The following is a 20,826-nucleotide window of genomic DNA, read 5'->3' as shown; positions in this document are numbered from 1 at the left end:
CGTGCGTTCATCATGCGTTCGCGACGAGATGCCGCGCCTGGTTGGCGGCGGCCTTGAAGGGTTCGGAGCCGATGCGGCGCACCGTGTCGATGAACGGCTCGCTGCGGCCGCCGACGTCGCGCCGCGCGTCGAGATAGGTGGCGACGAGCGCGTCGACGACGTCGACGATCTCGTCCGCCGAGAACGACGGGCCGATCACCTTGCCCGGCTGCGCGGGGCCGCTGGCGGCCGAGCCGTCGGAGCCGCCGAGCGTCACCTGGTACCACTCGGCGCCGTCCTTGTCGACGCCGAGGATGCCGATGTGGCCGCTGTGGTGATGGCCGCACGAGTTGATGCAGCCGCTGATGTGCAGGTCGATGTCGCCGACGTCGTGCAGCAGGTCGAGATCCTGGAAGCGCTCGGTGATCGCATCGGCGATCGGGATCGAGCGCGCGTTCGCGAGCGCGCAGAAGTCGCCGCCCGGGCACGCGATCATGTCGGTCAGCAGGCCGATGTTGGCGCTGGCGAGGCCGGCCGCGCGCGCGTCTTCCCACAGCAGGAACAGGTCGTCGACATGCACCCACGGCAGCACCGCGTTCTGCGCATGCGTGACGCGCGCCTCGCCGGCCGAGTAGCGCTCGGCGAGATCGGCGAGCGCGTCGAGCTGGTCCGGCGACGCGTCGCCGGGCGCCTGCAGGCGCCGCTTGAACGACAGCGTGACGATCCGCAGCGCCGGGTCCCGGTGCGCGGCGACGTTGCGCGCGAGCCAGCGCGAGAAGGTCGGATGCCGGTTCGCGAGCGCGGCGACGCGCGCGTTCGCGTCGTGCGGGTCGACGCTGCGCGGCTTGCGCTGCGGCGGCACGAAGCACGCGGCGATGCGGTCGAACTCGGCCTGCGCAATCGTATGCGGGCCGCCGTCGTGCTCGACGATCTGGCGGAACTCCGCTTCGACGTCGTCGATGTAGCGCTGCCCCTCGGTCTTCACGAGGATCTTGATGCGCGCCTTGTACTTGTTGTCGCGGCGGCCGTAGCGGTTGTACACGCGCACGATCGCCTCGATGTAGTTCATCACGTGCCGCCACGGCAGGAACGCGCGCAACAGCGTCGCGGTCATCGGCGTGCGGCCCATCCCGCCGCCGACGCTCACGCGAAAGCCCAGCTCTCCCGCGTCGTCGCGCACGAGCTTCAGGCCGACGTCGTGCCAGTCGGTCGCCGCGCGATCCTCGGCCGCGCCGGTGATCGCGATCTTGAACTTGCGCGGCAGGAACGCGAACTCGGGATGCAGCGTCGTCCATTGGCGCATCACTTCGGCGAACGGGCGCGGATCGGCGATCTCGTCGGGAGCGACGCCCGCGCGCTCGTCGCACGAGATGTTGCGGATGCAGTTGCCGCTCGTCTGGATGCCGTGCATGTCGACGGTCGCGAGCAGGTCCATCACGTCGGCCGCTTTCGACAGCGGTATCCAGTTGAACTGCACGTTGGTGCGCGTCGTGAAGTGCGCGTTGCGGGTCGGCAGGCGCGTCGTGCCGAGCAGGGCCTGCGCGTCGCACGCGGCACGGTAGGTCGCCGCGTCGGGCACGTCGTAGTCGCGGGCGATCCGGGCGAGCACGCGCAGCTGGGCGCTCGACAGTTCGCCGTACGGGACGGCGGCGCGCAGCATCGGCGCGTGGCGCTGCACGTACCAGCCGTTCTGCAGGCGCAGCGGCCGGAACGCGTCTTCGCTCAGCGCGCCGCGCTGCCAGCGTTCGAGCTGGTCGCGAAACTGGGCGGCGCGGCTCCTGACGAGCGCGCGGTCGAATACCGTATATCGATACATGGAGTCGGATGCGTGGGAAGCGGCGGCGCACGGGGCGCGCACCGCTTGTTGGGGAGGTTGCCGGGCGTTGCGCAACTGAAGGACAGGGTAGGGAAGGCGGGGCGGGCGAACAAGCAGCAGATGCGCGCGCAATCGGCGCAGCAGATGGCGCGGGCGGTATGCCCGACCGGCTCAGCCCGCCTTGCGCACCGCCGGCTCCGCCACCAGTTCGCCGAGCACGCGGATCGCGCGCTCGATCTCGCGGCTCCACGGATGGCCGAAATTCACGCGCACGCAGCGCTCGAAGCCGTGCGCCGCCGAAAACAGCGGCCCCGGCGCGAAGCTGATTCCGCGCGCGATCGCCTGCCGATGCAGTTCCATCGCGTCGATCGCCTGCGGAAATTCGAGCCACAGAAAATACCCGCCGTCGGGCCGCACCCATTCGACGCCCGCGGGCAGCCAGCGCCGCAGCGCGTCGTCCATCCGGTCGAGCTGCCCGTGCAGCGCGCCGCGCAGCTTGCGCAGATGGCGGTCGTAGCCGCCGTGCTCGAGATAGTTCGCGATGCCGGCCTGCGCGGGGATGCTCGCCGACAGCGTCGTCATCAGCTTGAGCCGCTGCACCTTCTCCGCATAACGGCCCGCGGCCGCCCAGCCGATCCGGTAGCCGGGCGCGAGCGTCTTCGAGAACGAGCTGCAGTGCATCACGAGGCCGTGCTGGTCGAACGCGCGCGCGGGCAGCGGATAGTCGGGGCCGAAATGCAGCTCGCCGTACACGTCGTCCTCGATCAGCGGCACGTCGCGCGCCGCGAGCAGCTCGACGAGCGCGCGCTTCTTCTCCGCCGTCAGCGTGACGCCGGTCGGATTCTGGAAATTCGTCATGAACCAGCATGCACGCACGTTGTGCCGGTCGAGCGCGTTCGCCAGCGCATCGAGGTCGAGCCCGGTGCGCGGATCGACCGGAATCTCGACCGCCCGCAGGTCGAGACGCTCGATCGCCTGTAGCGCCGCGTAGAAGCCCGGCGCCTCGACGGCCACCACGTCGCCGGGCCGCGTGACGGCCATCAGGCACAGGTTCAGCGCTTCGAGCGCGCCGTTCGTGACGACGATCTCGTCGACCGGCTGCGACACGCCCATCGCGAGATAGCGCAGCGCGATCTGCCGGCGCAGCTGCTCGTTGCCGGGCGGCAGGTCGACCACCGTGCTCCACGGGCTGACGAGCCGCGTCGCCTGCGCGATCGACTTCGCGAGGCGCGGCAGCGGAAACAGCTGCGGCGCCGGAAACGCGGAGCCGAGCGGCACGATGCCGGGCTGCGTCGCGGCGTCGAGCACCGAGAACACGAGATCGCTGATGTCGACCTTGCGCGTCGCGGCGGCGCGGCTCGCGCGCCGCTTCGCGCTCGGGCGAGCGCCCGGCGCGACGTAATAGCCGGAGCGTTCGCGCGCGCGAATCAGCCCCCATTGCTCGAGCAGGTAATACGCGCGAAACACCGTCGACTGGCTGACGCCGTGCTGCGCGATGATCTGGCGCAGCGACGGCAGGCGCGTGCCGACCGCGAGGTTGCCGTTGCGGATCTCGTCGGCGATCGTGTGGGCGAGGGTTTCGTAGCGTTTCATCGAAGGAGGCAGGAGCCGGGCGCGGCAAGCGGGCACATTGTCCAATGGCCGTCGGCAAAAGGAAAGCTTGGGCCGCTCCCCCGATGCCCGCTCGGGCCGCGCATGAGCGGCGGCGGATCGCCAGTTTCACCTGCGCATCGTGGCATCCACCGGTAATGCGGTGCTGCTGCACATGGTCACCGCGATGAGGGACAAGCTCGATGAGCACTTCCATTCGTCGGCATTGCGCGCACCTGTCGCGAGTGAACGCGGAGTTCACGCAGGCGTGGCGTTGAAGTCGGCTGGCGTGCCGGACGGTTGCCTGACGAAAAGAGGCAATTCGCACGCGTTGCCGATCGATATGTAGATAGCAAGGATGCGATCCGTATGAAGGATGCGCGTTCGATCGCATCGCGCGAGCCATCACGCAATCAAAATGAGGCGGTCACATTTTCCCGCGGACAATTGTCCCGACCGCTCCTGATTCGTTTGTGCGCACAACGAATCAGGATATCGAATTAAATACGTATCGCGAATCATTCCATTTTCCCGGAAGTAAACCGTAAAAAAGAATCCGCGTGCGGCGAGTGCTAATTGCATGGGGATTCTTTTTATGGTCTCGTAGCAAGCTCAAGCGATCGCATCGACTAGAGAAAAAAGGACAGTCGAATGCAACCAGGCGGTGCGGACTCGGTCCGATTGTTCAGGGGAATCGGCGCAGGTTGGCGCGGGGTCAACGTAGCGTTGCGCACGATTCTCGTCATAGCGGCGTTGGGCGTGGCGTGCCCGGCGGGCATTGCCGCGCCGGAATCCGCAAACGAAAACGTTTTGCGCGTGCTCGCGTGGCCGGGTTACGCGGACAACGACGTCGTCAGCGCTTTCGAAACGCGCTTCCATGTTCGCGTCGAAGTGACGCTCGTCGATTCCGACGAAGCGTTATGGTCGCGGATGCATAGCGCTTCGCCGCCGCCTTATGACGTGCTCGCGGCGAACACCGCCGAGATCCAGCGCTATGCGCGCGACAACCTGCTCGCGCCGCTCGATCTGTCGCGGATACCGAACCGGCGGCTGCAGCTGCCGAACTTCCAGCAGGTCGGGAAGATCGGCGGGCTCACGCGCGGCGCCGTGACATACGGGATTCCGTTCACGTATTCGTCGATGGGGCTGATCTACGACCGCAAGCAGATTCCGGTCGCGCCGCATTCGATGCTCGAGCTGTGGAATCCGCGCTATCGGGGCAAGGTGCTCGACTTCAACAGCGCGCAGCACAATTTCTCGTTCACCGCGCTGGCGCTCGGCTATGCCGATCCGTTCCACCTGTCGGCGGCGCAGACGCGCATCGTCACACGCAAGCTGATCGACCTGCGCCGCAACCTGCTCACCTACTACACGCTGCCCGAGGAGGCGACCGCGCTGTTCGTGCTGCATCGCGCGGCGCTGATGTTCGGCAACTACGGCACGCAGCAGGTCGAACTGCTGCGCCGCGCCGGCGCGGACGTCGGCTATGTGATTCCGGACGAAGGCGCGCTCGCTTGGCTCGACTGCTGGGCGATGACGCGTGGCGTCGAGCATCCGGAGCTGGCGCTCGCGTGGATCAACTACATGCTCGAGCCCGAGATCGGCACGCTGCTCACGCAACGCCAGGGGCTCGCGAACACGCTCACGCCGCCGCCGGAACTCGACGCGGGCCGGCAGCATCTGGTGTGGATCCAGCCCGTCGAGGACATCGCGCGCCGCGAGGCCCTGTGGGGCCGCATCGTGTCGGGCGATCGGCCGGAGCGTTTCGGCAAATGATGAAGCTCGGTCTCACGTCGAAGCTGTCGGTGCTGCTTGCGTGCATCGGCGTCGTCGCGTCCGGCGCGACCGGCTATTACACGTACCGCGCGAATCGCGGGATGCTTGTGCAGGAGGCGCAGCACAGCCTGCTGATGTCGACGCAGCTGCTGGGGCAGCGTTTCACCGCCGCGCTCGGCGACGTCGCCGACGACGCGCTGGTGCTCGCGACGATGCCGTCGTCGCCGGCCGTCGCAAGCGGCAATGACGCAGGCGCCGTACGACGCCTGCGGCTCGAGCAGGTGTACTACAGCTTCATGACGCATCATCCGGAATACATGCAGATCCGCCTGATCGCGCGCGCGCAATTCGGGATCGAGCGGATTCGCGTGGATCGCGATGCGCGCGGCGTCGTCGTGCTGCCGGGGAGCGAATTGCAGGAGAAAGGACAGTTCTCCTACGTATTCGATACGCTCGCGACCGCGCCGGGGCACGTCTACCTGTCGCCGATCGCGATCAACCACGAGACCGGCTCGCACGCGGCCGAAGGGCAGCCGATCCTGCGCGTCGGCACGCCGGTCGTCGATGCGGCTGGCGAGACGGTCGGCGCGCTCGTGATCGACGTCGAACTGACGCGCGTGTTTTCGCGGCTCGAGCGCGACCTGCCGGAAAACTATCTCGTGTATCTCGCGAACGAGTGGGGGGATTTTCTCGTCCATCCCGATCCATCGCAGATGTTCGGCTTCGATCGCGGGCGGCGCGTGCTGATGCAGGACAGCTTCCCGGTCACGCGGCCGCTGTTCGACGAGGCGCGCACGAACGTGACGATCAACGGCCTCGCGGATCCCGAGCAGGCAATCGGGCAGATGCTCGCGTTCGCGCGCACGCCGTTCAGCCGCGGCGAAGGCAACCGCTTCGTCGTGCTCGGGCTGGCCCGGCCGCTGTCGGACGTGCTGGCGCCGGCCGGCATGCTCGGCGAGCGGATCGTCCGGATGGTGCTGATCTCGAGCGTGCTCGCGGTGATCCTGGCGATCCTGTTCGCGCGCGCGATCACGCGGCCGCTGCAGGTGCTCGCGCGCGCGGCGATGCACGTGTTCGACGATCCCGCCGCCGAACGGCTGCCGGTCGGGCGCTCGGACGAGATCGGCATTCTCGCGCGCTGTTTCGACTGCATGCGCGTCGAGATCCACACGCAGGTGACGATGCTGCGCGCGAAGCAGCAGGAGCTCACCCATCTCGCCGGGCACGACATGCTCACGGGCCTGCCGAACCGGATGCTGTTCATGGAGCGGCTCGACGGCGCGATCCGCCACGCGGCGCTGACCAACGAAGGGCTCGCGGTGATGTTCGTCGATCTCGACCGCTTCAAGCAGATCAACGACCAGCTCGGGCATTCGGCCGGCGACCGCACGCTCGTCGCGGTCGCGAAGCGCCTGAACCTGGTGCTGCGCAGCGGCGACATGGCCGCGCGGCTCGGCGGCGACGAGTTCATCGTGCTGATCGCCGGGGTGCGCACGCCGGAGCTGATCGGCGACATCGCGTCGCGCATCCAGATCGTGATGGCCGAGGAACTGGAGTTCGGCGAGCGGCGCATGGCGGTGGGTGCGAGCATCGGCGTCAGCGAGTATCCGCTCGACGGCGCGTCGGCCGAGGAGCTGCTGGTCAAGGCGGATGCCGCGATGTACGCGGCGAAGGCGTCGGCGCAGTGCGCGTGCGTGCGTTACCAGGAGCTGGTTTCCGGCGCCGGCGCGAGCACGGACGGCGCGCGGCATGCGTCACCGTAGGCGTTCGCCAATGCGACAAGCCCGTCGTCGGACGGGCTTGTCGCGGGAGCGGGGCTGCACGCCGGGCGCGCAGCGGCGGACTTAGTGGCCGAAGTAGACCGAGTCGCGCGGGTTGCGTGCGTTGATCGCCGGGGCGCCGCCCTGGACGACCGGTGCGGCCTGCGCGCCATAGCCGGTGCTGTCGGCGCCCTGCACGCGGGCTTGCGCGGCCAGGATGTCGTCCGGGTAGTGCGGGCTTGCCACGCTCGGCTTGTAGCCGGCCTGCTCGAGCTGGACCAGTTCGCTGCGCACTTGCGCGCGGGTCACGGTGCTTTGCGCGAATGCGCCGAACGAGGCGGACAGGGCGGTGGCGGCAACGACTGCGGTGATGAGCGATTTCATGATGACCTCCGATGTTTGTTTGGCTTTCCGCGTTCGACACCATGTCGTAAGCGGTTGAATACATCGTAGGCGTCGGAGGATTCAGGGTAAACGTGGATTTGGGCGAAAGATAGTTACACGTAAGTCAATAATTTCGAGAAAAATACCGTCTGTCCCTAATGATTGTGGCGCGTTTTGTCATGGATCGGGGGAGGGCCGAGCCAGGGGGGCGGGCGGGTCAGACGCTGTCGGCGTCGTCGATTTCCTTGCGCTCGCGGCGTTCCTCGTTGCCGCGGCGTGCCCGCAGGCGCTGGCGCGACAGCACGGCGATCACCTGCTGGGTGGGGGCGCCGGAAGGGAGTTCGTTGCGGATGCGGTCGGCCACCATCGGCAGGCCCGCGCGCTGCCGGCGCAGCGCCTTCGCGATCGCCCGGCGGCATTCGTCTCCGTGGCAATCCCATTCGTCGCGGATTCTCTGGCAATAACGGCATGTGTCCATGACGGACAGTCTAACGCGACTTGCGTTGCGTCGATCCTTTGGAAAACAAGGGGTTAAGAATCCGCGACGGAGCGGGAGCACGACGTCTTGGGCGCGGCGTGTCCCGCCGCGCTCATGCCCCCAGCTCGGGCTGGCGCGTGTCCGGCGGCGCGGCGAGGGTGTCGGCGGCCGCTTGCGGCGTTTTCGCGTCTTCGCGCTGCTCGAGGAAATACATCGCCAGCGCGGTGATCGTCAGCAACGCGAACGCGGCGGGGCCCGTCATCGCGGCATGGCTGATCTGCAACAGGTAGCCCGCTGCGGCGAGCAGGATGCCGAGCACCACGGCGGCCCGGTTGCGCCGGCGCAACCAGCGTTCGAGCCCGACGAACGCCGTCGCGAAAAACGCCGCCCACGACCCGGTCAGACTGATGTACGACCCGACACCGCCCGTCCAGCGGTCCACCCAGAACTTGTCGAGCAGCGTCGCGATGGCCGTGTGCTGGTCCGGCGTCATCTGCGCGGCGATCTGCAGCAAGCGGCCGAGCCCGATGCCGCCGACCGCGTCCAGCACCGTATAGGCAACCAGGAAAACGAAGGTCGACAGGCGCGCCAGCCACGCGACCGGGCCCGGATCGTCGCCGACGAGCAGCCAGAGCCCGATGCAGACGAGCACGACGCACGGCGTCTGGATCATGTGCAGCGCAAACCACCAGGCGGGGCCGAAATACGCAAGCGCCTCGTGGTTGTGATCGTATTCGGGCTTCGACAGGTAATCGAACATGCCGGGGTCATGGGTGAACCCGGCAGGATGAAACAGTTCGATCGTCGCCAGCACGAGCGGCGCGACGAAGAGACACAGCCACCACAGCACGGCCCGGGTTGTCCGGTTCATGTTCGGCTCCTGAATGGCGCATGAATCGCATCGACGACAAACCGCGCGCGGCGCGCGGGCCAGCACGTGTGCGATATCGGTCAAGGAATGAAAATGATTAAACGAACGGTATGTTCCATTCGCTCTCAGTCAGCATAGGACGCGCTCTGGCGAATGTTAAGAAGCAATCTCGCGTCGATATTGGAATGCTATATAACCTTGAAATTCACCGCTTTATTTTCCGGTGCGATTGGAATGTTTGTTATAAGCGATGCGTGAACGCTCCAGTCTTCCCCGATGGTGAGGGATGGATAAGTCGCTTTCCATTCTCCGTCGGCATCGATCGTCACTGTCCATTCGGCATTCGTCACGATTTTTCCCGCTTTCATGAGGCAAGCCTGAACCTTGTAATCGACAGGGCCCGAGCCCCGGATGCGCAGGGCGCCTGGAGGAAGGATCTCGTTTTCTGCGGGATGTGCGATTCCAAAGGGCTTGGACATTTTCGGCTCCTGTTTGGTCGTCCATGAAGTGCTGGCCTGTCCCAGCTATTCGATGCCAATGCAGTATTGTTGCCAAGGAGATTTTTGGCAAGCAAGCTGCCTGATTTGTCAGGTGTGCCGTTTTATTTATACGGAGGATTTTTAACAGAGGGGGAGGTTATTTTGTCTCCCGGCATGGATTATTTATCGATGCCTGCATGATCGGGTGGCGCATTCCATGTTCGGAAATCGTGACGTCGCCTGCCGGCGGGTTGCGCGCGTGATGCCGCGCAACCCGCATGCCGCCGGCTTACCGCTCGCGGCGCATCTTGCTCATCACGATCGTCTCGAACAGCTCGTACTGCGAAGTCGGCTGCTGGTCCGCGCCCGGCGCGTGGTAGTAGCGCATCGTGATCGTCGTGTCGCCGCCCGGCGCGCCCGGATCATGGTCGAACACCGCGATCCCGTAGCCGGTGCCGGTATCGCGGCGCGCGGACCAGACCGCGTCCTCGAGCGCGTCGGCCGGCTTGCGCACGAACGTGTTCGGCGCTGTGCCCGGCACCGGCCGGTTCGGCTTCGTGAACACCTTCGCCTGCGCGAAGCCCGTCGCGGGGTTCTCGCCGTACACGTCGAGCGGCGCGCTCGTGCCGCCGCCGCCGAGGATCAGGTGGATCGTCCCGTGGCTCGTGTCGAACGTCGCGCGCGCCGGATCGGCCGGCACGGCCGGACGCGGCTGCAGCGTGTCGACCACTTCGCCCGTCGCGGCGTCGACGCCCGCGCGGTGGTTGCAGCCGCGCACCGGGTAGCTGCGCTCGTAGTCGTGATCGTGGCCGCACAGCACGAGATCGACGCCGTAGCGGTCGAACAGCGGCAGCCACGCCTCGCGGATGCCCTTGTCCGAGCCGTTGCCGGTCTTCGACGAGCTCAGCGCGTCCTGGTGCATCTGCACGACGATCCAGTCGATGTCGTCGTCCTTCGATGCGTGGTGCAGCGTGTGTTCGAGCCAGCGGGTCTGCTCGCCGCGGCTGTAGCCGCGGATGTAGAACGACGTGCCCGGCTCGATCGGCGGATGGCCGGTGCTCGCCGCCGGCACGAGCGGGTTCGGGCCGCCGACGAACGCGGCCGCGTCCTGGTAGACGACGTCGTCCGCGTCGAGCGAGATGAACAGCACCGAGCTCACGCGGAAGCTGTACCAGCGGCCCGGAAAGTGCGTGCCGTTCTCGGGCAGCTGGTAGCGCGCGAGATACGATTCGAAGCCCTGCGGGCCGTTGTTGAACTCGACTTCGTGGTTGCCGGGGCATGGCATCCACGGCCGATTCGCGGCCGACGTTTGGTTGTTGTTGCCGAAGTCGCGCCACACCTCGGGCTGGTGCGCCGGGTTCAGGTTCGCGTAGCACAGGTCGCCGTTCAGCAGGTGGAACAGCGGCTGGAATTGCTCGACCGCCTGCACCGCGAAGCGGCTTTGCGGCGACGACAGCACCCATGCGCCGTTCGGCGTCGCGAGATCGCCGTAGCTCGTGAAGCGGAACGGCGCGCGGCCGCGCGGCGCCGTCGTGAAGCTCGCGGTGAACGGCTGCGCGGCGTTGCCGTCGTTGTCGGCCGTGAGCACGTACTGGTAGCGGGTGCCCGGCTTGAGGCCGTGCACGCGCGCGTGATACGTGAACACCGTCTCGCCGTTGAGGCCGTCCGTGTACAGGCGCTGCACGCCGTGCACGACGCGCGAATGCTCGCCTTCGGCGCTGATCCGCGCACGCGGATTGACCGCCGGCGCAAGCGATGCCCACGAGATCACGACTTCCGACGCCGGGTCATTGCCCCACGTCAGGTGGATCTGCTCGGGCGTGCCGTCCGGGCTCGACGCGGCGGCCTTGCCGGCTGCCGCGAGGCCGCCTGCCGCGGTCGCGAGGCCGGATACGCCGGCAAGTTTCAGGAAGCCGCGGCGCGAGACGGCGGCGACCGGTTCGTTTGGTTGATCGGGGGCGTTGTCCGGGTTCGACATGGTCGGGATTCTCGGTGAAGGGAGCACGAGGACGCAAAGCGGCACGGTCCGGCGCAACACGGGCCGGCGGACGCGTGGGCCGGAAGCGAGCGGGATCCCGGCGACACGCATTGTTGACGGGGAGTTTTGCGGGGTTGTGACAGTGGGGGCGGGGGTGTTCGGCTGGGGACGCATCCCCGTACGTCGGCATCGCAAATTATTTGTCGGCTCGGCGACGGATTTTCCCGGCTCCACCGTTTAACGCGGCAACGGCCATTTCCGGCCGGTGTGAATCTCGTATCGGAGCTTCCCGATGAAACTCGCCATTCCGCTGCGGCTGGTTGCAAGCTGCAATGCCGCGCCGGCGTGTCCGGCCTGTTACCCGCCTACGCCGGTCGTCGTATAGTGATCGCGCCGGCGGACGGCCGTGCGGGAAAGCACGAGCGGGCCGCCGGCGCACGTTCGACATGGTCGACATGCCGCCCGAACTGGATGCTGGAGAAAGCGATGCGCAGGATGCCACGGCGATGCGCGCCGGGTCGGCGGCGCGGCGCCGCCTCGAAGTTGCGACAGGCACGCAAGGAGAGCACGACGATGAGCATCAGCCGGACGGCGGGCCTGCCCGCCGGACCGTCGCGGCACCGGCGGTGCGCGACGCAGCGGAGCGCCGTGCGTTGAGCGAGCGGGATCCGGACGCGGAGCTCGTGACGCGGGTCGGCGCGCGCGATCCGTCGGCCGTGCGCGCGCTCGTCGCGCGCAAGCTGCCGCGGCTGCTTGCGCTCGCGACGCGGATGCTCGGCGACCGCACGGAAGCCGAGGACGTTGCGCAGGAAACCTTCGTGCGGATCTGGAAACAGGCGCCGCGCTGGCGCGAGGGCGAGGCGCGATTCGATACGTGGGTGCACCGCGTGGTGCTGAACCTGTGCTACGACCGGCTGCGCGGCCGGCGCGAGGAGCCGGCCGACGAATTGCCGGACCTCCCCGATCCGCAGCCGGAACCGGCGGTGCAGGCCGAGCACCGGGTGCGCGACGAACGCGTGCGGCAGGCGCTCGCCGCGCTGCCGGCCCGGCAGCGGGAGGCGCTCGTGCTCCATTACTATCAGGAGATGTCGAACATGGAAGCGGCCAACCTGATGGGCATCACCGTCGACGCGCTGGAAAGCCTGCTCGCGCGCGCGAGGCGCAACCTGCGCGCGCAGCTGGCCGGCGACCACCCAAGCGAGGACAAGCGATGACACCTGAACGATTTCGCGACATCGTCGCCGCGTACGGCGCCCACGCGCGACGCTGGCCGCACGACGAGCGCGCGGACGCCGAAGCGTGGATGCGCGCGCATCCCGCCGAGGCCGCCGCGGCGCTCGGCGAAGCCGCCGAACTCGACGCGTGGCTCGCGCTCGACGCGGTCGAGCCGCCCGCGCCGGCGCTCGTCGAGCGCATCGCGGCGACGGCGCCCGCGCCAAGGCGCACGCGGCGGCGCGGACAGGTCTGGTGGTCCGGCGCGGCGTTCGCGGGCGTCGGGCTGGCAGGCGCGCTCGCGGGCGCGGCCGCCGTGTCGATGCTGATGCTCGGCAGCCCGCCGCCGTCGCACGAACCCGGCTACCTGACGACGAGCTTCGGCGGATCGAGCGCCGACTGGAGCGACCAATGAGCGAACGTTCATGGAAGCGCGCGTTCGTCGGCTCGGCCGTGCTGAACGTGTTCATGCTCGGCGGGATCGTCGGCGGCGCATATCAGTGGATGACGACGCACCGGGACGCGCACGCGGCCGGCGCGCCGGCGCAGCACACCGCGCTGCGCTTCGCGGCGGACGAGCTGTCGTGGATGCGCCAGCGCGAGTTCGCCGCCACGCTGAAGCAGGCGCGCCAGGACGGTCGCGATCTCGCGCAGCAAGGGCGCGACGGCAGGTTGATGGTGCTGGACCTGCTCGCCGCGCCACAGCTCGATCGCCCGGCGATCGACGCGGCGCTGGCGCGTACGCGGGCGTCCGACAGTGCGTTGCGCGCGCAGGTCGAGACCAGCGTCGTCGATTTTGCGGTGACGCTGGCGCCGGATGAGCGCGCGAAGTTTGTCGACGGGTTGAAGCGCAGCGGCAATTGGCGGCTGCCGGTGAAGCAGCAGAAGAAACCGGACGAGGCGGCGAGCCGGTGATGGGTATCGATATCGCAGCAGGTCGCGTTTTTCATCATATTCACGAAACTGCCGGGAGCTCAGTGAAACACATAGCAGGAACATTCCATATAGCATTGGACGTCGCCGATCCGAAGGTGCGCGGCGTGCGTTCCGGGTACGCCCCTCATCACCAATTCCCGTTCGTCGGCTACCTTTTCAGTGGATTTCATGCATACGGTGACAATGAAATGCACTACCCGGGTGAAACCCTGAACGTCGAAATCGCTTTTGCGAGCTGGATGCACTTTTCAGAAAACGTAAAGGTCGGCCAGCGCATCGATGTCCTCGAACACCACCGGCTTGTGGGCCATGTCATCGTCACCGAGATATACGGCCACGGGAACTGAGGCCGCTATTCCGCATGTGAAACGTCCGCTCCGAGGCGGTCTCTGCTGAAGGTGTCGGGCCGAGGTCGGACGGTTCGGGTCATTGACACCCACTGGCTCGCTGACATTCAAGCGTTAGTTTCCCTCTGGCGGCTGACCATCGGCTGTCGATGGTTGTTCTCGCCGGCACTGTCAGCAATGCACCCGATTGCTGACCAATGACGGAACGCTCAGGCCATGTTCAGTGATGTCCTGGACCATTTCCAGTCGACGGGCAAACGCAAGTCGGGCATTCTTATGAATATTCATCCGGCTGCATTCCTGGAATGCTTGGGATTTGGCGACTTCCAGTCGCCCAGACTTTGTCCGGATGAACCACTAATACAACCTGTTGAAGCTTCGCAACGAGTGGAGATCACCCATGGCCTTGCAGCTTATCGCGCCTTACGAAAAATATTTGCTGAACGTGGGCGTCATTAACCACGCCTCTGTCATCGGGCATTTGCGTCAGGTGTTGAACGTATTTGCCGCAAAACCGGAATACAGCAAGTTCTATATCGGCATCACCGGTGATGTGAAGAGCCGGCTGGCCTCTCACCAGGCCCACAAGCCCTCGTTCAGTTTGATGTGCCCGATTTACGAGGAGGCGGGCAACCTTGTCGAGAACGCCTTCGATCGTTTGGAGCGTGAGGCCATCAGGAATTTCCGTGGCGGCATCACGCACCCTGAAACCGGCAAACTGCTGCTGCAATGCAGCAACGGTCCCGGCGGTGCGCGACCGAAGAACACGCTCTATATCCTGGTCGGCTGATTCTCGAGGACGCCGGATGCAATGAAGCCGGTGACGACTGTGTCGTTATCGGCGCGACTGACGTGCACATGCTTCTGGTAACCCGGCACGAGAAGCAGGCCGAAATATCATCCGTAACCCCTGTCGAAGTAGGGCGACGCCCTTCCAATAATAAATTCCGAGTTCCAATGTTCATCCAGCACGTGCCTGAAGCAATTCCAACTCCCCTATGCACCGAGTTACGTGAGTTCGCGCGCCAGCGGACTTTCGAGGCGGCATCGGTCAACTTCTATGGCGAAATGCAGCGCCGCGAGTCGGTGCGGAACAACGACCGGCTCGAGTGGGACAATCCTGAACTCGCGACGCAGCTTGAGGCCTGTCTTGTCAAAGCAATGGGAAATGGCTTTCCTCGCCAGCTGGACGGGATGCGCTATGTGGCGACGGGCGGCCACTTCCGCTTTTACCGCTATCGGGAGGGGCAGTATTTCAAGCCGCATCGGGACGGCTCGTACCAGGACGGGCAGAACGAAAGCCTCGTCACCGCGCTCTTCTATCTCAATGACGCCGATGGCGGGGAGACGGTGCTGATGCCCTATGGCCCACGTGAGCAGTGGGCCTATCGGCCGATTGCACCGCGCGCGGGGGATGCGCTTCTTTTCGAACATCGCATGTGGCACGAGGGTAGGTCGGTCAATTCGGGCGAGAAGTATGTGCTGCGCACGGACCTTTTTTACACCGAGTGATTAACGTCAAGCGGCGGATGTTCGCTTCGCTTTGAACAGCCAACGACCACTTTCGGGCGTCAGCACGGTCAGTCGGCAGTTGGCCGGCGTCCAACGGGCGGCTTCGGGTCTCAGCCGACCCGCCCGAAAACCAGCGAAGACCCCAAAAAATCTGCCAGTCCGCCGACGGATATCTCGCCACCCCGCGTTAAACGTGGGTACGCACCGCGAGAGCCCCGTCCATGGACCACCCAACCGACGCCACCCCGGCCGCCATTGCGCTGAACCGCTTCGGTCTCGGCGCGCGCGCCGACGATCCGCCGCCTGCCGACCCGAAAGCGTCGCTGCTTGCGCAGTTTTCCCGCTATGAAGCGTTGCCGGCCGCATGGTCCGCCGAACCCGACGCCGTCGCGCTCGCCACTCGCTTCGCCAGCGCACGCAATGCGATAACCACCACCGACCCGGCCACAAAACGCGCGACCGAACAGTCGATCCGCCGCGACGGCCACGACGTCTATCGCAGCGCAGTCTCGGCCCGCCTGACCAGCGCGCTGACCACGCCCGCGCCGTTCATCGAACGCCTCGTGCACTTCTGGGCGAACCACTTCGCGGTCTCAATCGACAAAGGCCCCGTATCCGCCTACGCCGGCGCATTCGAACGCGACGCGATCCGCCCGCACGTGCTCGGCCGTTTCGAGGACATGCTGGTCGCGGTCGAGCAGCACCCTGCGATGCAGCTGTTTCTCGACCAGGCCCGCTCGGTCGGCCCCGACAGCCCGGCAGCACTACGCGCCGAATCACGCAACCCCACCAACCGGCGCGGCCTCAATGAAAACCTCGCACGCGAGATCATGGAGTTGCACACGCTCGGCGTGCGCACCGGCTATACACAGAACGACGTCACCGAATTTGCGCGTGCGCTGACCGGCTGGAGCATTGCCGGCGGTCGCGGCCCGCAGCCCGGCGACGCCGCACCCGGCGCATTCGTATTCCGCCCGAAGCTGCACGAGCCCGGCACGCGCACCGTCATGGGCCGCACCTACGACCAACCGGGCGAAGCCCAATCGCGCGCGATCCTGCACGATCTTGCGCGTGCACCCGCAACCGGCCGCCACATCGCGTTCCAGCTCGCCCGCCACTTCGTCGCCGACAACCCACCGCCCGCGCTCACCGAACGTCTCGCCCGTGCATTCGACTCAAGCGGCGGCGACCTGGCGACTGTCTACCGCGCGCTCATCGACGCCCCCGACGCATGGTCGCCAATCAACCGCAAGTTCAAGACGCCGTGGGAGTGGGCCGTATCGTCGCTGCGCGGGCTCGGCTGGCGCGACGCAGGCGACCTGAAAGCCGCGTCACTCATGACACAGCTCGGCCAGCCGATCTGGCGCCCCGGATCACCGGCCGGCTACGACGACGTGGCGGCAAGCTGGGCCGCACCCGACGCATTGGTCCGTCGCGTCGAAATCGCCCAGCGCCTCGCCGCGCGCACCGGCGACGGCCTCGACCCCCGCACGCTCGGCAACACGCTGCTCGCCGGCTCGATGAGCGCCCCGACCGCAACCGCGCTGTCGCGCGCCGAAAGCGTAACGACCGCGCTCGCGCTGCTGATCGTGTCGCCCGACTTCCAACGGAGATGAACATGGCCTTGTCCCGCCGCCGCTTCCTCAGCGTCGCCGCCGCCGGCGCCGGTGCGATCCTCGTCGCGCCGCAGATCGTCTTCGCGAACGTCGCGACCGACCGGCGTTTCGTGTTCGTGATCCAGCGCGGCGCGGCCGACGGTCTCAACATCGTCGTGCCGTATGCGGAGCCCGCGTACACAGGCTTGCGCGGCGCGCTCGCGATCGACGCGTCGGCCGCGACGCGGCTCGACGGCACGTTCGCGCTCCATCCGTCGCTCACGCAGACCGCACAGATGTACCGCGACGGGCAGGCGCTGTTCGTCCACGCGATCGCGTCGCCGTATCGCGACCGCTCGCACTTCGACGGCCAGAACGTGCTCGAGACGGGCGGCCGCGCGCCGTACCAGGTGAAGGACGGCTGGCTCAACCGGCTCGCGGGGATGCTGCCGGCCACCGGCGAACGCGCGCTCGCGCTCGCGCCGACCGTGCCGCTCGCATTGCGCGGTGCGGTGCAGGCGGCGTCCTACGCGCCGTCGGGGCTGCCCGCCGCGCCTGACGATCTGCTGACGCGCGTGTCGTCGCTGTATGACGCGGACCCGCAGCTCGGCCCGCTGTGGCAGGCGGCGATGGCCGCGCGCGGTCTCGCGGGCGACGCCGGCGCGCGGCAGGACCCCGCGAGCGTCGGCCGGCTCGCCGCGACGTTCCTCGCGCGCGACGACGGCCCGCGGATCGCGATGATCGAAACCGGCGGCTGGGATACGCACAGCGCGCAGAATGCGCGGCTCGCCAACCAGCTGAAGGCGCTCGACACGCTGCTCGCGGCGTTGCGCGACGGCCTCGGGCCGGCGTGGCGGCAGACCACCGTGCTGGTCGCGACGGAGTTCGGCCGCACGGCCGCGGCGAACGGCACGGGCGGCACCGACCACGGCCAGGCGTCGGTCGCGATGCTCGCGGGCGGCGCGGTGGCGGGCGGGCGCGTGCTCGCCGACTGGCCGGGGCTGCGTCCGGGCGATCTGTACGAAGGCCGCGACCTGAAGCCGACCGCGTCGCTCGATGCGCTGATCGCGGGCGCCGCGGCGGAAAGCCTGCGGCTCGACCCTGCGCACACTGCGTCGGTGCTGTTCGCGCAACGCGACGCGCCGCGGCCGTTCACGGGCCTGCTGCGCGAACCCGCGTGACGCGGCGCATGCCGGCGCGCTCGCGGCCGCCTTCGAAGCCGATCTGTCGATGATTCAACAACACAACGGAGAATCCACCATGAAGACCCGCTCCGTTCCGCTTGTCGTGCTCGCAATCACATGCGCGACACTGTTGTCCGCGTGCGTCGTCGAGCCGGCGCGGCCGCCGCAGCCCGCGCCCGTCGTCGAGGTCATGCCGCCGCCGCCCGCGCCCGGCTACCACTGGGCGAAAGGCCATTACCGGTGGGCCGGCAACCACTGGGCATGGGTGCCGGGGCATTGGGCCGCCGTGTATTGAGCGGCGTCGTCGGCCGCTGCATGCCGCGCGTCTCGTGGGCGGTGCAGCAGGTTTCCTGCGCGGCCGAACCGCCGACGAACACCCGGACACAAACAGGCGTTCCAATGGCGATGATCGCGGCTCGGAAGGCGTGGCTGAACGAGCGCAATCGCTGCACGTCGGCACAGTGCCTGATCGACAGCGACGGGAAACGCATCACCGCGCTGTGCAGCCAGCTCGACGCACCGTCCGCCACCCCCGGTCAACACTGGACGCCCGGACCGCTTCCTTGAAAAGGCCCCGATTAGGCTCTAGTGTTATACACACTGCGCACCCGCTTCTGTCCCCGCTGAACGACGGCGACGACGGGTGTCACGATCATGCCGCGTGCCGCGCGCATGATCGTCCAGCGTGACGTTGTTGCTTCCACGACAAGCCGAACGAGGACGCCGGTGATGGTTCGCATGGCCTTGCTCATCGCCGTATCGATCGTGCCTTGCCTGCGATGGAGCGTGCCGGCGTGGGCGGCCGGGCCGGCCACCGCGCCGGCGCCGGACACGATGGAGGCGCGCGTGATGGGCTGCGCCGCCTGCCACGGCGCGCACGGCGAGGGCACCGACAACGACTATTTCCCGCGGCTCGCCGGCAAGCCCGCCGGCTACCTGTACCGGCAACTACGCGCGTTTCGCGACGGCGGGCGCAAGTATCCGCCGATGAACTACCTGCTCGCGTACCTGCCCGACGCGTACCTGCGCCAGATCGCCGACTATTTCTCCGATCAGCATCCGCCGTTCCCGCCGCCCGCGGCGCCCAGCGTCGATGCGCAGGCGCTCGCGCTCGGCAAGGCGCTCGTCACCACCGGCGACCATGCGCGCGGCGTGCCTGCCTGCGCGAGTTGCCACGGCCGCGAGCTGACCGGCATGGCGCCCGCGATCCCCGGGCTGGTCGGGCTGCACGCGGCGTACATCAGCGCGCAGCTCGGCGCGTGGCGCTACGGCACACGGCGCGCGGCCGCGCCCGATTGCATGCGCGACATCGCCACACGGCTCTCCGACCGCGACATCACGGCCGTCGCCGCGTGGCTCGCCGCGCAACCGGCGCCTGCGGACGCGAGGCCGGCCGCCGAAAACCGCTCGAAGTTGCCGCTCGCCTGCGGCAGCGTGGCCAACTAGCCGGAGACGCGCCTTGATCCGCCCGCGATTCCTCGCCACGTTCGCGATCCTGCTGGCCGGCGTCACGATGACGGCTGGGGGCCCGCAAGCCGCGGATTCGACGTTGCCGACCGACCACGCGCAACTGCTCGCGCGCGGCGAGTACCTGGCCCGCGCCGGCGACTGCGTCGCGTGCCACACGGTGCCGTCCGGCAAGCTGTTCGGCGGCGGCCGGCCGATGGAAACGCCGTTCGGCACGCTGTATTCGTCGAACATCTCGTCGGACAAGGAGACGGGCATCGGCGGCTGGAGCGCGGACGACTTCTATCGCGTGATGCACGAAGGCAAGTCGCGCGACGGCTCGTATCTGTATCCGGCCATGCCGTTCGGGTCGTACACGAAGGTGACGCGCGCCGATTCCGACGCGATCTTCGCGTACCTGCTGTCGACGCCGCCGATCCGCCAGCCGAACCGGCCGCACGAGCTGGCCTTTCCGTTCAACCAGCGTCGATTGCTGCTCGGCTGGCGCACGCTGTTCTTCCGCGAGGGCGACTTCAAGCCCGATCCCGCGCAGTCCGCCGAATGGAATCGCGGCGCCTACCTGGTCGAAGGGCTCGGCCATTGCACGATGTGCCACACCGAGATCAACGCGCTCGGCGGCAACACGCGCTCGAAGGAGTATCAGGGCGGCCTGATCCCGCTGCAGGACTGGTATGCGCCGTCGCTGACGTCGAACCGCGAGGCCGGGCTCGGCGAATGGAGCATCGGCGAGATCGTCGACCTGCTGAATGCGGGCGTGTCGAATCGGGGCGCGGTGTACGGCCCGATGGCGGAAGTCGTCTACGACAGCTTCCAGTACCTGAACGAGGACGACGTGCGCGCGGTCGCGGTCTACCTGAAATCGCTGCCGGGCCGCTCGGGCGAGGCCGACACCGGGCGGCCGCAGCCGCTCGTGACCGAGGAGACGAACCGTCTCGCGCCGCTCGGCAGGAAGATCTACGAAGCGCAATGCGCGCTGTGCCACGCGAAGGAAGGGCAGGGCATGCCGCCGCATTTCCCGCCGCTCGCGAACAACCAGTCGATCCAGATGACGTCCGCGGTCAATCCGATCCGCATGGTGCTGAACGGCGGCTATGCGCCCGGCACGCGCAAGAACCCGATGCCGTACGGCATGCCGCCGTTCGCGCAGTTGCTGTCGGACGAGGAGGTCGCGGCGGTCGTCACCTACATCCGCACCGCATGGGGCAACCACGGCAAGCCGGTGAGCGCGAAGGAAGTCAACGCGCTGCGCTCCGCGCCGATCTTCTGAGGACACGATGATGCCTTCCCCCGCGTCGCATGACGGCGCCCCCGATCAGGAAAGCGAACGCGTCGACGAGATCGTGCGGCGCGGCCCGCGCGGCGCGCTCGCGCTGGCCGGCACCGCGACGGCGATCGTCGTCGCGCTCTGGTTCGCGTTCTATTTCCTGGTGTTCCTGCCGCGCGGCGTCATCCAGTAGCCAGG

General features: G+C 67.5%; 22 protein-coding genes and 1 pseudogene. 16 read left to right on the top strand and 7 right to left on the bottom strand.

What is annotated here, in order from left to right:
• Positions 1-10: 10 nt before the first annotated feature.
• Positions 11-1,795, bottom strand: a complete 1,785-nt coding sequence (locus B7P44_RS26080; RefSeq protein WP_084908812.1) for a nitrite/sulfite reductase — start codon at positions 1,793-1,795, stop codon at positions 11-13.
• Between the two features lie 171 nt (positions 1,796-1,966).
• The gene (locus tag B7P44_RS26075) at positions 1,967-3,388 is read right to left on the bottom strand and encodes an aminotransferase-like domain-containing protein (RefSeq protein WP_084908811.1); all 1,422 of its coding nucleotides are present in this window, start codon (positions 3,386-3,388) and stop codon (positions 1,967-1,969) included.
• Between the two features lie 109 nt (positions 3,389-3,497).
• On the opposite strand from B7P44_RS26075, the pseudogene B7P44_RS26070 reads away from it, so the two are divergent.
• The 3 genes and pseudogenes from B7P44_RS26070 to B7P44_RS26060 form a co-directional block, all read left to right on the top strand.
• A pseudogene (locus B7P44_RS26070) lies at positions 3,498-3,663 on the top strand (FCD domain-containing protein); the annotation flags it as partial.
• A 373-nt stretch (positions 3,664-4,036) separates the two neighbouring features.
• Positions 4,037-5,161, top strand: coding sequence for an ABC transporter substrate-binding protein (locus B7P44_RS26065; RefSeq protein ID WP_084908810.1), 1,125 nt, complete (start codon positions 4,037-4,039; stop codon positions 5,159-5,161).
• Entirely contained in the window at positions 5,158-6,924 is a 1,767-nt protein-coding gene (locus B7P44_RS26060; RefSeq protein WP_084908809.1) for a sensor domain-containing diguanylate cyclase, read from the top strand. The genes B7P44_RS26065 and B7P44_RS26060 overlap by 4 nt, the downstream gene beginning before the upstream one ends.
• Before the next feature lie 81 nt (positions 6,925-7,005).
• Here the strand turns inward: B7P44_RS26060 and B7P44_RS26055 are convergent, their stop codons facing one another.
• The 5 genes from B7P44_RS26055 to B7P44_RS26040 all read right to left on the bottom strand — a co-directional run bounded on the left by B7P44_RS26055 (position 7,006) and on the right by B7P44_RS26040 (position 11,111).
• Positions 7,006-7,305 carry a DUF4148 domain-containing protein gene (locus tag B7P44_RS26055; RefSeq protein WP_084908808.1) on the bottom strand — a complete coding sequence of 100 codons (300 nt, stop codon included), beginning with the start codon at positions 7,303-7,305 and terminating at the stop codon, positions 7,006-7,008.
• 217 nt (positions 7,306-7,522) lie between these two features.
• Positions 7,523-7,783 (bottom strand): hypothetical protein, encoded by a 261-nt coding sequence (locus B7P44_RS26050; protein WP_010094057.1) that lies wholly within the window; start codon positions 7,781-7,783, stop codon positions 7,523-7,525.
• Positions 7,784-7,895: 112 nt separating this feature from the next.
• Complete coding sequence (locus B7P44_RS26045) at positions 7,896-8,654, bottom strand: hypothetical protein (RefSeq protein WP_084908807.1); 759 nt, start codon at positions 8,652-8,654, stop codon at positions 7,896-7,898.
• 188 nt (positions 8,655-8,842) lie between these two features.
• Complete coding sequence (locus tag B7P44_RS36715) at positions 8,843-9,133, bottom strand: hypothetical protein (RefSeq protein ID WP_133117913.1); 291 nt, start codon at positions 9,131-9,133, stop codon at positions 8,843-8,845.
• A 289-nt stretch (positions 9,134-9,422) separates the two neighbouring features.
• Complete coding sequence (locus B7P44_RS26040; RefSeq protein ID WP_084908806.1) at positions 9,423-11,111, bottom strand: purple acid phosphatase family protein; 1,689 nt, start codon at positions 11,109-11,111, stop codon at positions 9,423-9,425.
• Between the two features lie 455 nt (positions 11,112-11,566).
• Between B7P44_RS26040 and B7P44_RS26035 the strand changes: the two genes are divergently transcribed.
• The 13 genes from B7P44_RS26035 to B7P44_RS25980 all read left to right on the top strand — a co-directional run bounded on the left by B7P44_RS26035 (position 11,567) and on the right by B7P44_RS25980 (position 20,821).
• Positions 11,567-12,325, top strand: a complete 759-nt coding sequence (locus B7P44_RS26035; protein ID WP_407924020.1) for an RNA polymerase sigma factor — start codon at positions 11,567-11,569, stop codon at positions 12,323-12,325.
• Positions 12,322-12,738, top strand: a complete 417-nt coding sequence (locus B7P44_RS26030) for a hypothetical protein (RefSeq protein WP_084908805.1) — start codon at positions 12,322-12,324, stop codon at positions 12,736-12,738. Before B7P44_RS26035 ends, B7P44_RS26030 begins: the two co-directional genes overlap by 4 nt.
• Positions 12,735-13,238, top strand: a complete 504-nt coding sequence (locus B7P44_RS26025; protein ID WP_084908804.1) for a periplasmic heavy metal sensor — start codon at positions 12,735-12,737, stop codon at positions 13,236-13,238. Before B7P44_RS26030 ends, B7P44_RS26025 begins: the two co-directional genes overlap by 4 nt.
• The gene (locus B7P44_RS26020; protein WP_133117911.1) at positions 13,238-13,606 is read left to right on the top strand and encodes a hypothetical protein; all 369 of its coding nucleotides are present in this window, start codon (positions 13,238-13,240) and stop codon (positions 13,604-13,606) included. Before B7P44_RS26025 ends, B7P44_RS26020 begins: the two co-directional genes overlap by 1 nt.
• 400 nt (positions 13,607-14,006) lie before the next feature.
• Complete coding sequence (locus B7P44_RS26015) at positions 14,007-14,396, top strand: hypothetical protein (RefSeq protein ID WP_084908802.1); 390 nt, start codon at positions 14,007-14,009, stop codon at positions 14,394-14,396.
• A 167-nt stretch (positions 14,397-14,563) separates the two neighbouring features.
• Complete coding sequence (locus tag B7P44_RS26010) at positions 14,564-15,118, top strand: 2OG-Fe(II) oxygenase (RefSeq protein WP_157721106.1); 555 nt, start codon at positions 14,564-14,566, stop codon at positions 15,116-15,118.
• A gap of 221 nt (positions 15,119-15,339) precedes the next feature.
• A complete protein-coding gene (locus B7P44_RS26005) occupies positions 15,340-16,734 on the top strand; it encodes a DUF1800 domain-containing protein (RefSeq protein WP_084908800.1) in 1,395 nt (464 codons plus the stop codon).
• A gap of 2 nt (positions 16,735-16,736) precedes the next feature.
• Positions 16,737-17,894, top strand: a complete 1,158-nt coding sequence (locus B7P44_RS26000; protein ID WP_084908799.1) for a DUF1501 domain-containing protein — start codon at positions 16,737-16,739, stop codon at positions 17,892-17,894.
• A gap of 79 nt (positions 17,895-17,973) precedes the next feature.
• Positions 17,974-18,192 (top strand): YXWGXW repeat-containing protein, encoded by a 219-nt coding sequence (locus B7P44_RS25995; protein ID WP_084908798.1) that lies wholly within the window; start codon positions 17,974-17,976, stop codon positions 18,190-18,192.
• 104 nt (positions 18,193-18,296) lie between these two features.
• Complete coding sequence (locus tag B7P44_RS37400; protein WP_157721105.1) at positions 18,297-18,464, top strand: hypothetical protein; 168 nt, start codon at positions 18,297-18,299, stop codon at positions 18,462-18,464.
• 162 nt (positions 18,465-18,626) lie between these two features.
• Positions 18,627-19,343 (top strand): c-type cytochrome, encoded by a 717-nt coding sequence (locus B7P44_RS25990; RefSeq protein ID WP_088511527.1) that lies wholly within the window; start codon positions 18,627-18,629, stop codon positions 19,341-19,343.
• 67 nt (positions 19,344-19,410) lie between these two features.
• A complete protein-coding gene (locus B7P44_RS25985; RefSeq protein ID WP_084910028.1) occupies positions 19,411-20,631 on the top strand; it encodes a cytochrome c in 1,221 nt (406 codons plus the stop codon).
• Between the two features lie 10 nt (positions 20,632-20,641).
• A complete protein-coding gene (locus tag B7P44_RS25980; RefSeq protein ID WP_231716844.1) occupies positions 20,642-20,821 on the top strand; it encodes a hypothetical protein in 180 nt (59 codons plus the stop codon).
• The last annotated feature ends 5 nt before the right edge of the window (positions 20,822-20,826 follow it).

Origin of the sequence: Burkholderia ubonensis subsp. mesacidophila, assembly GCF_002097715.1 — a bacterium.
GTDB lineage: Bacteria > Pseudomonadota > Gammaproteobacteria > Burkholderiales > Burkholderiaceae > Burkholderia > Burkholderia mesacidophila.
This window is presented reverse-complemented; position numbering and strand designations above follow the sequence as displayed.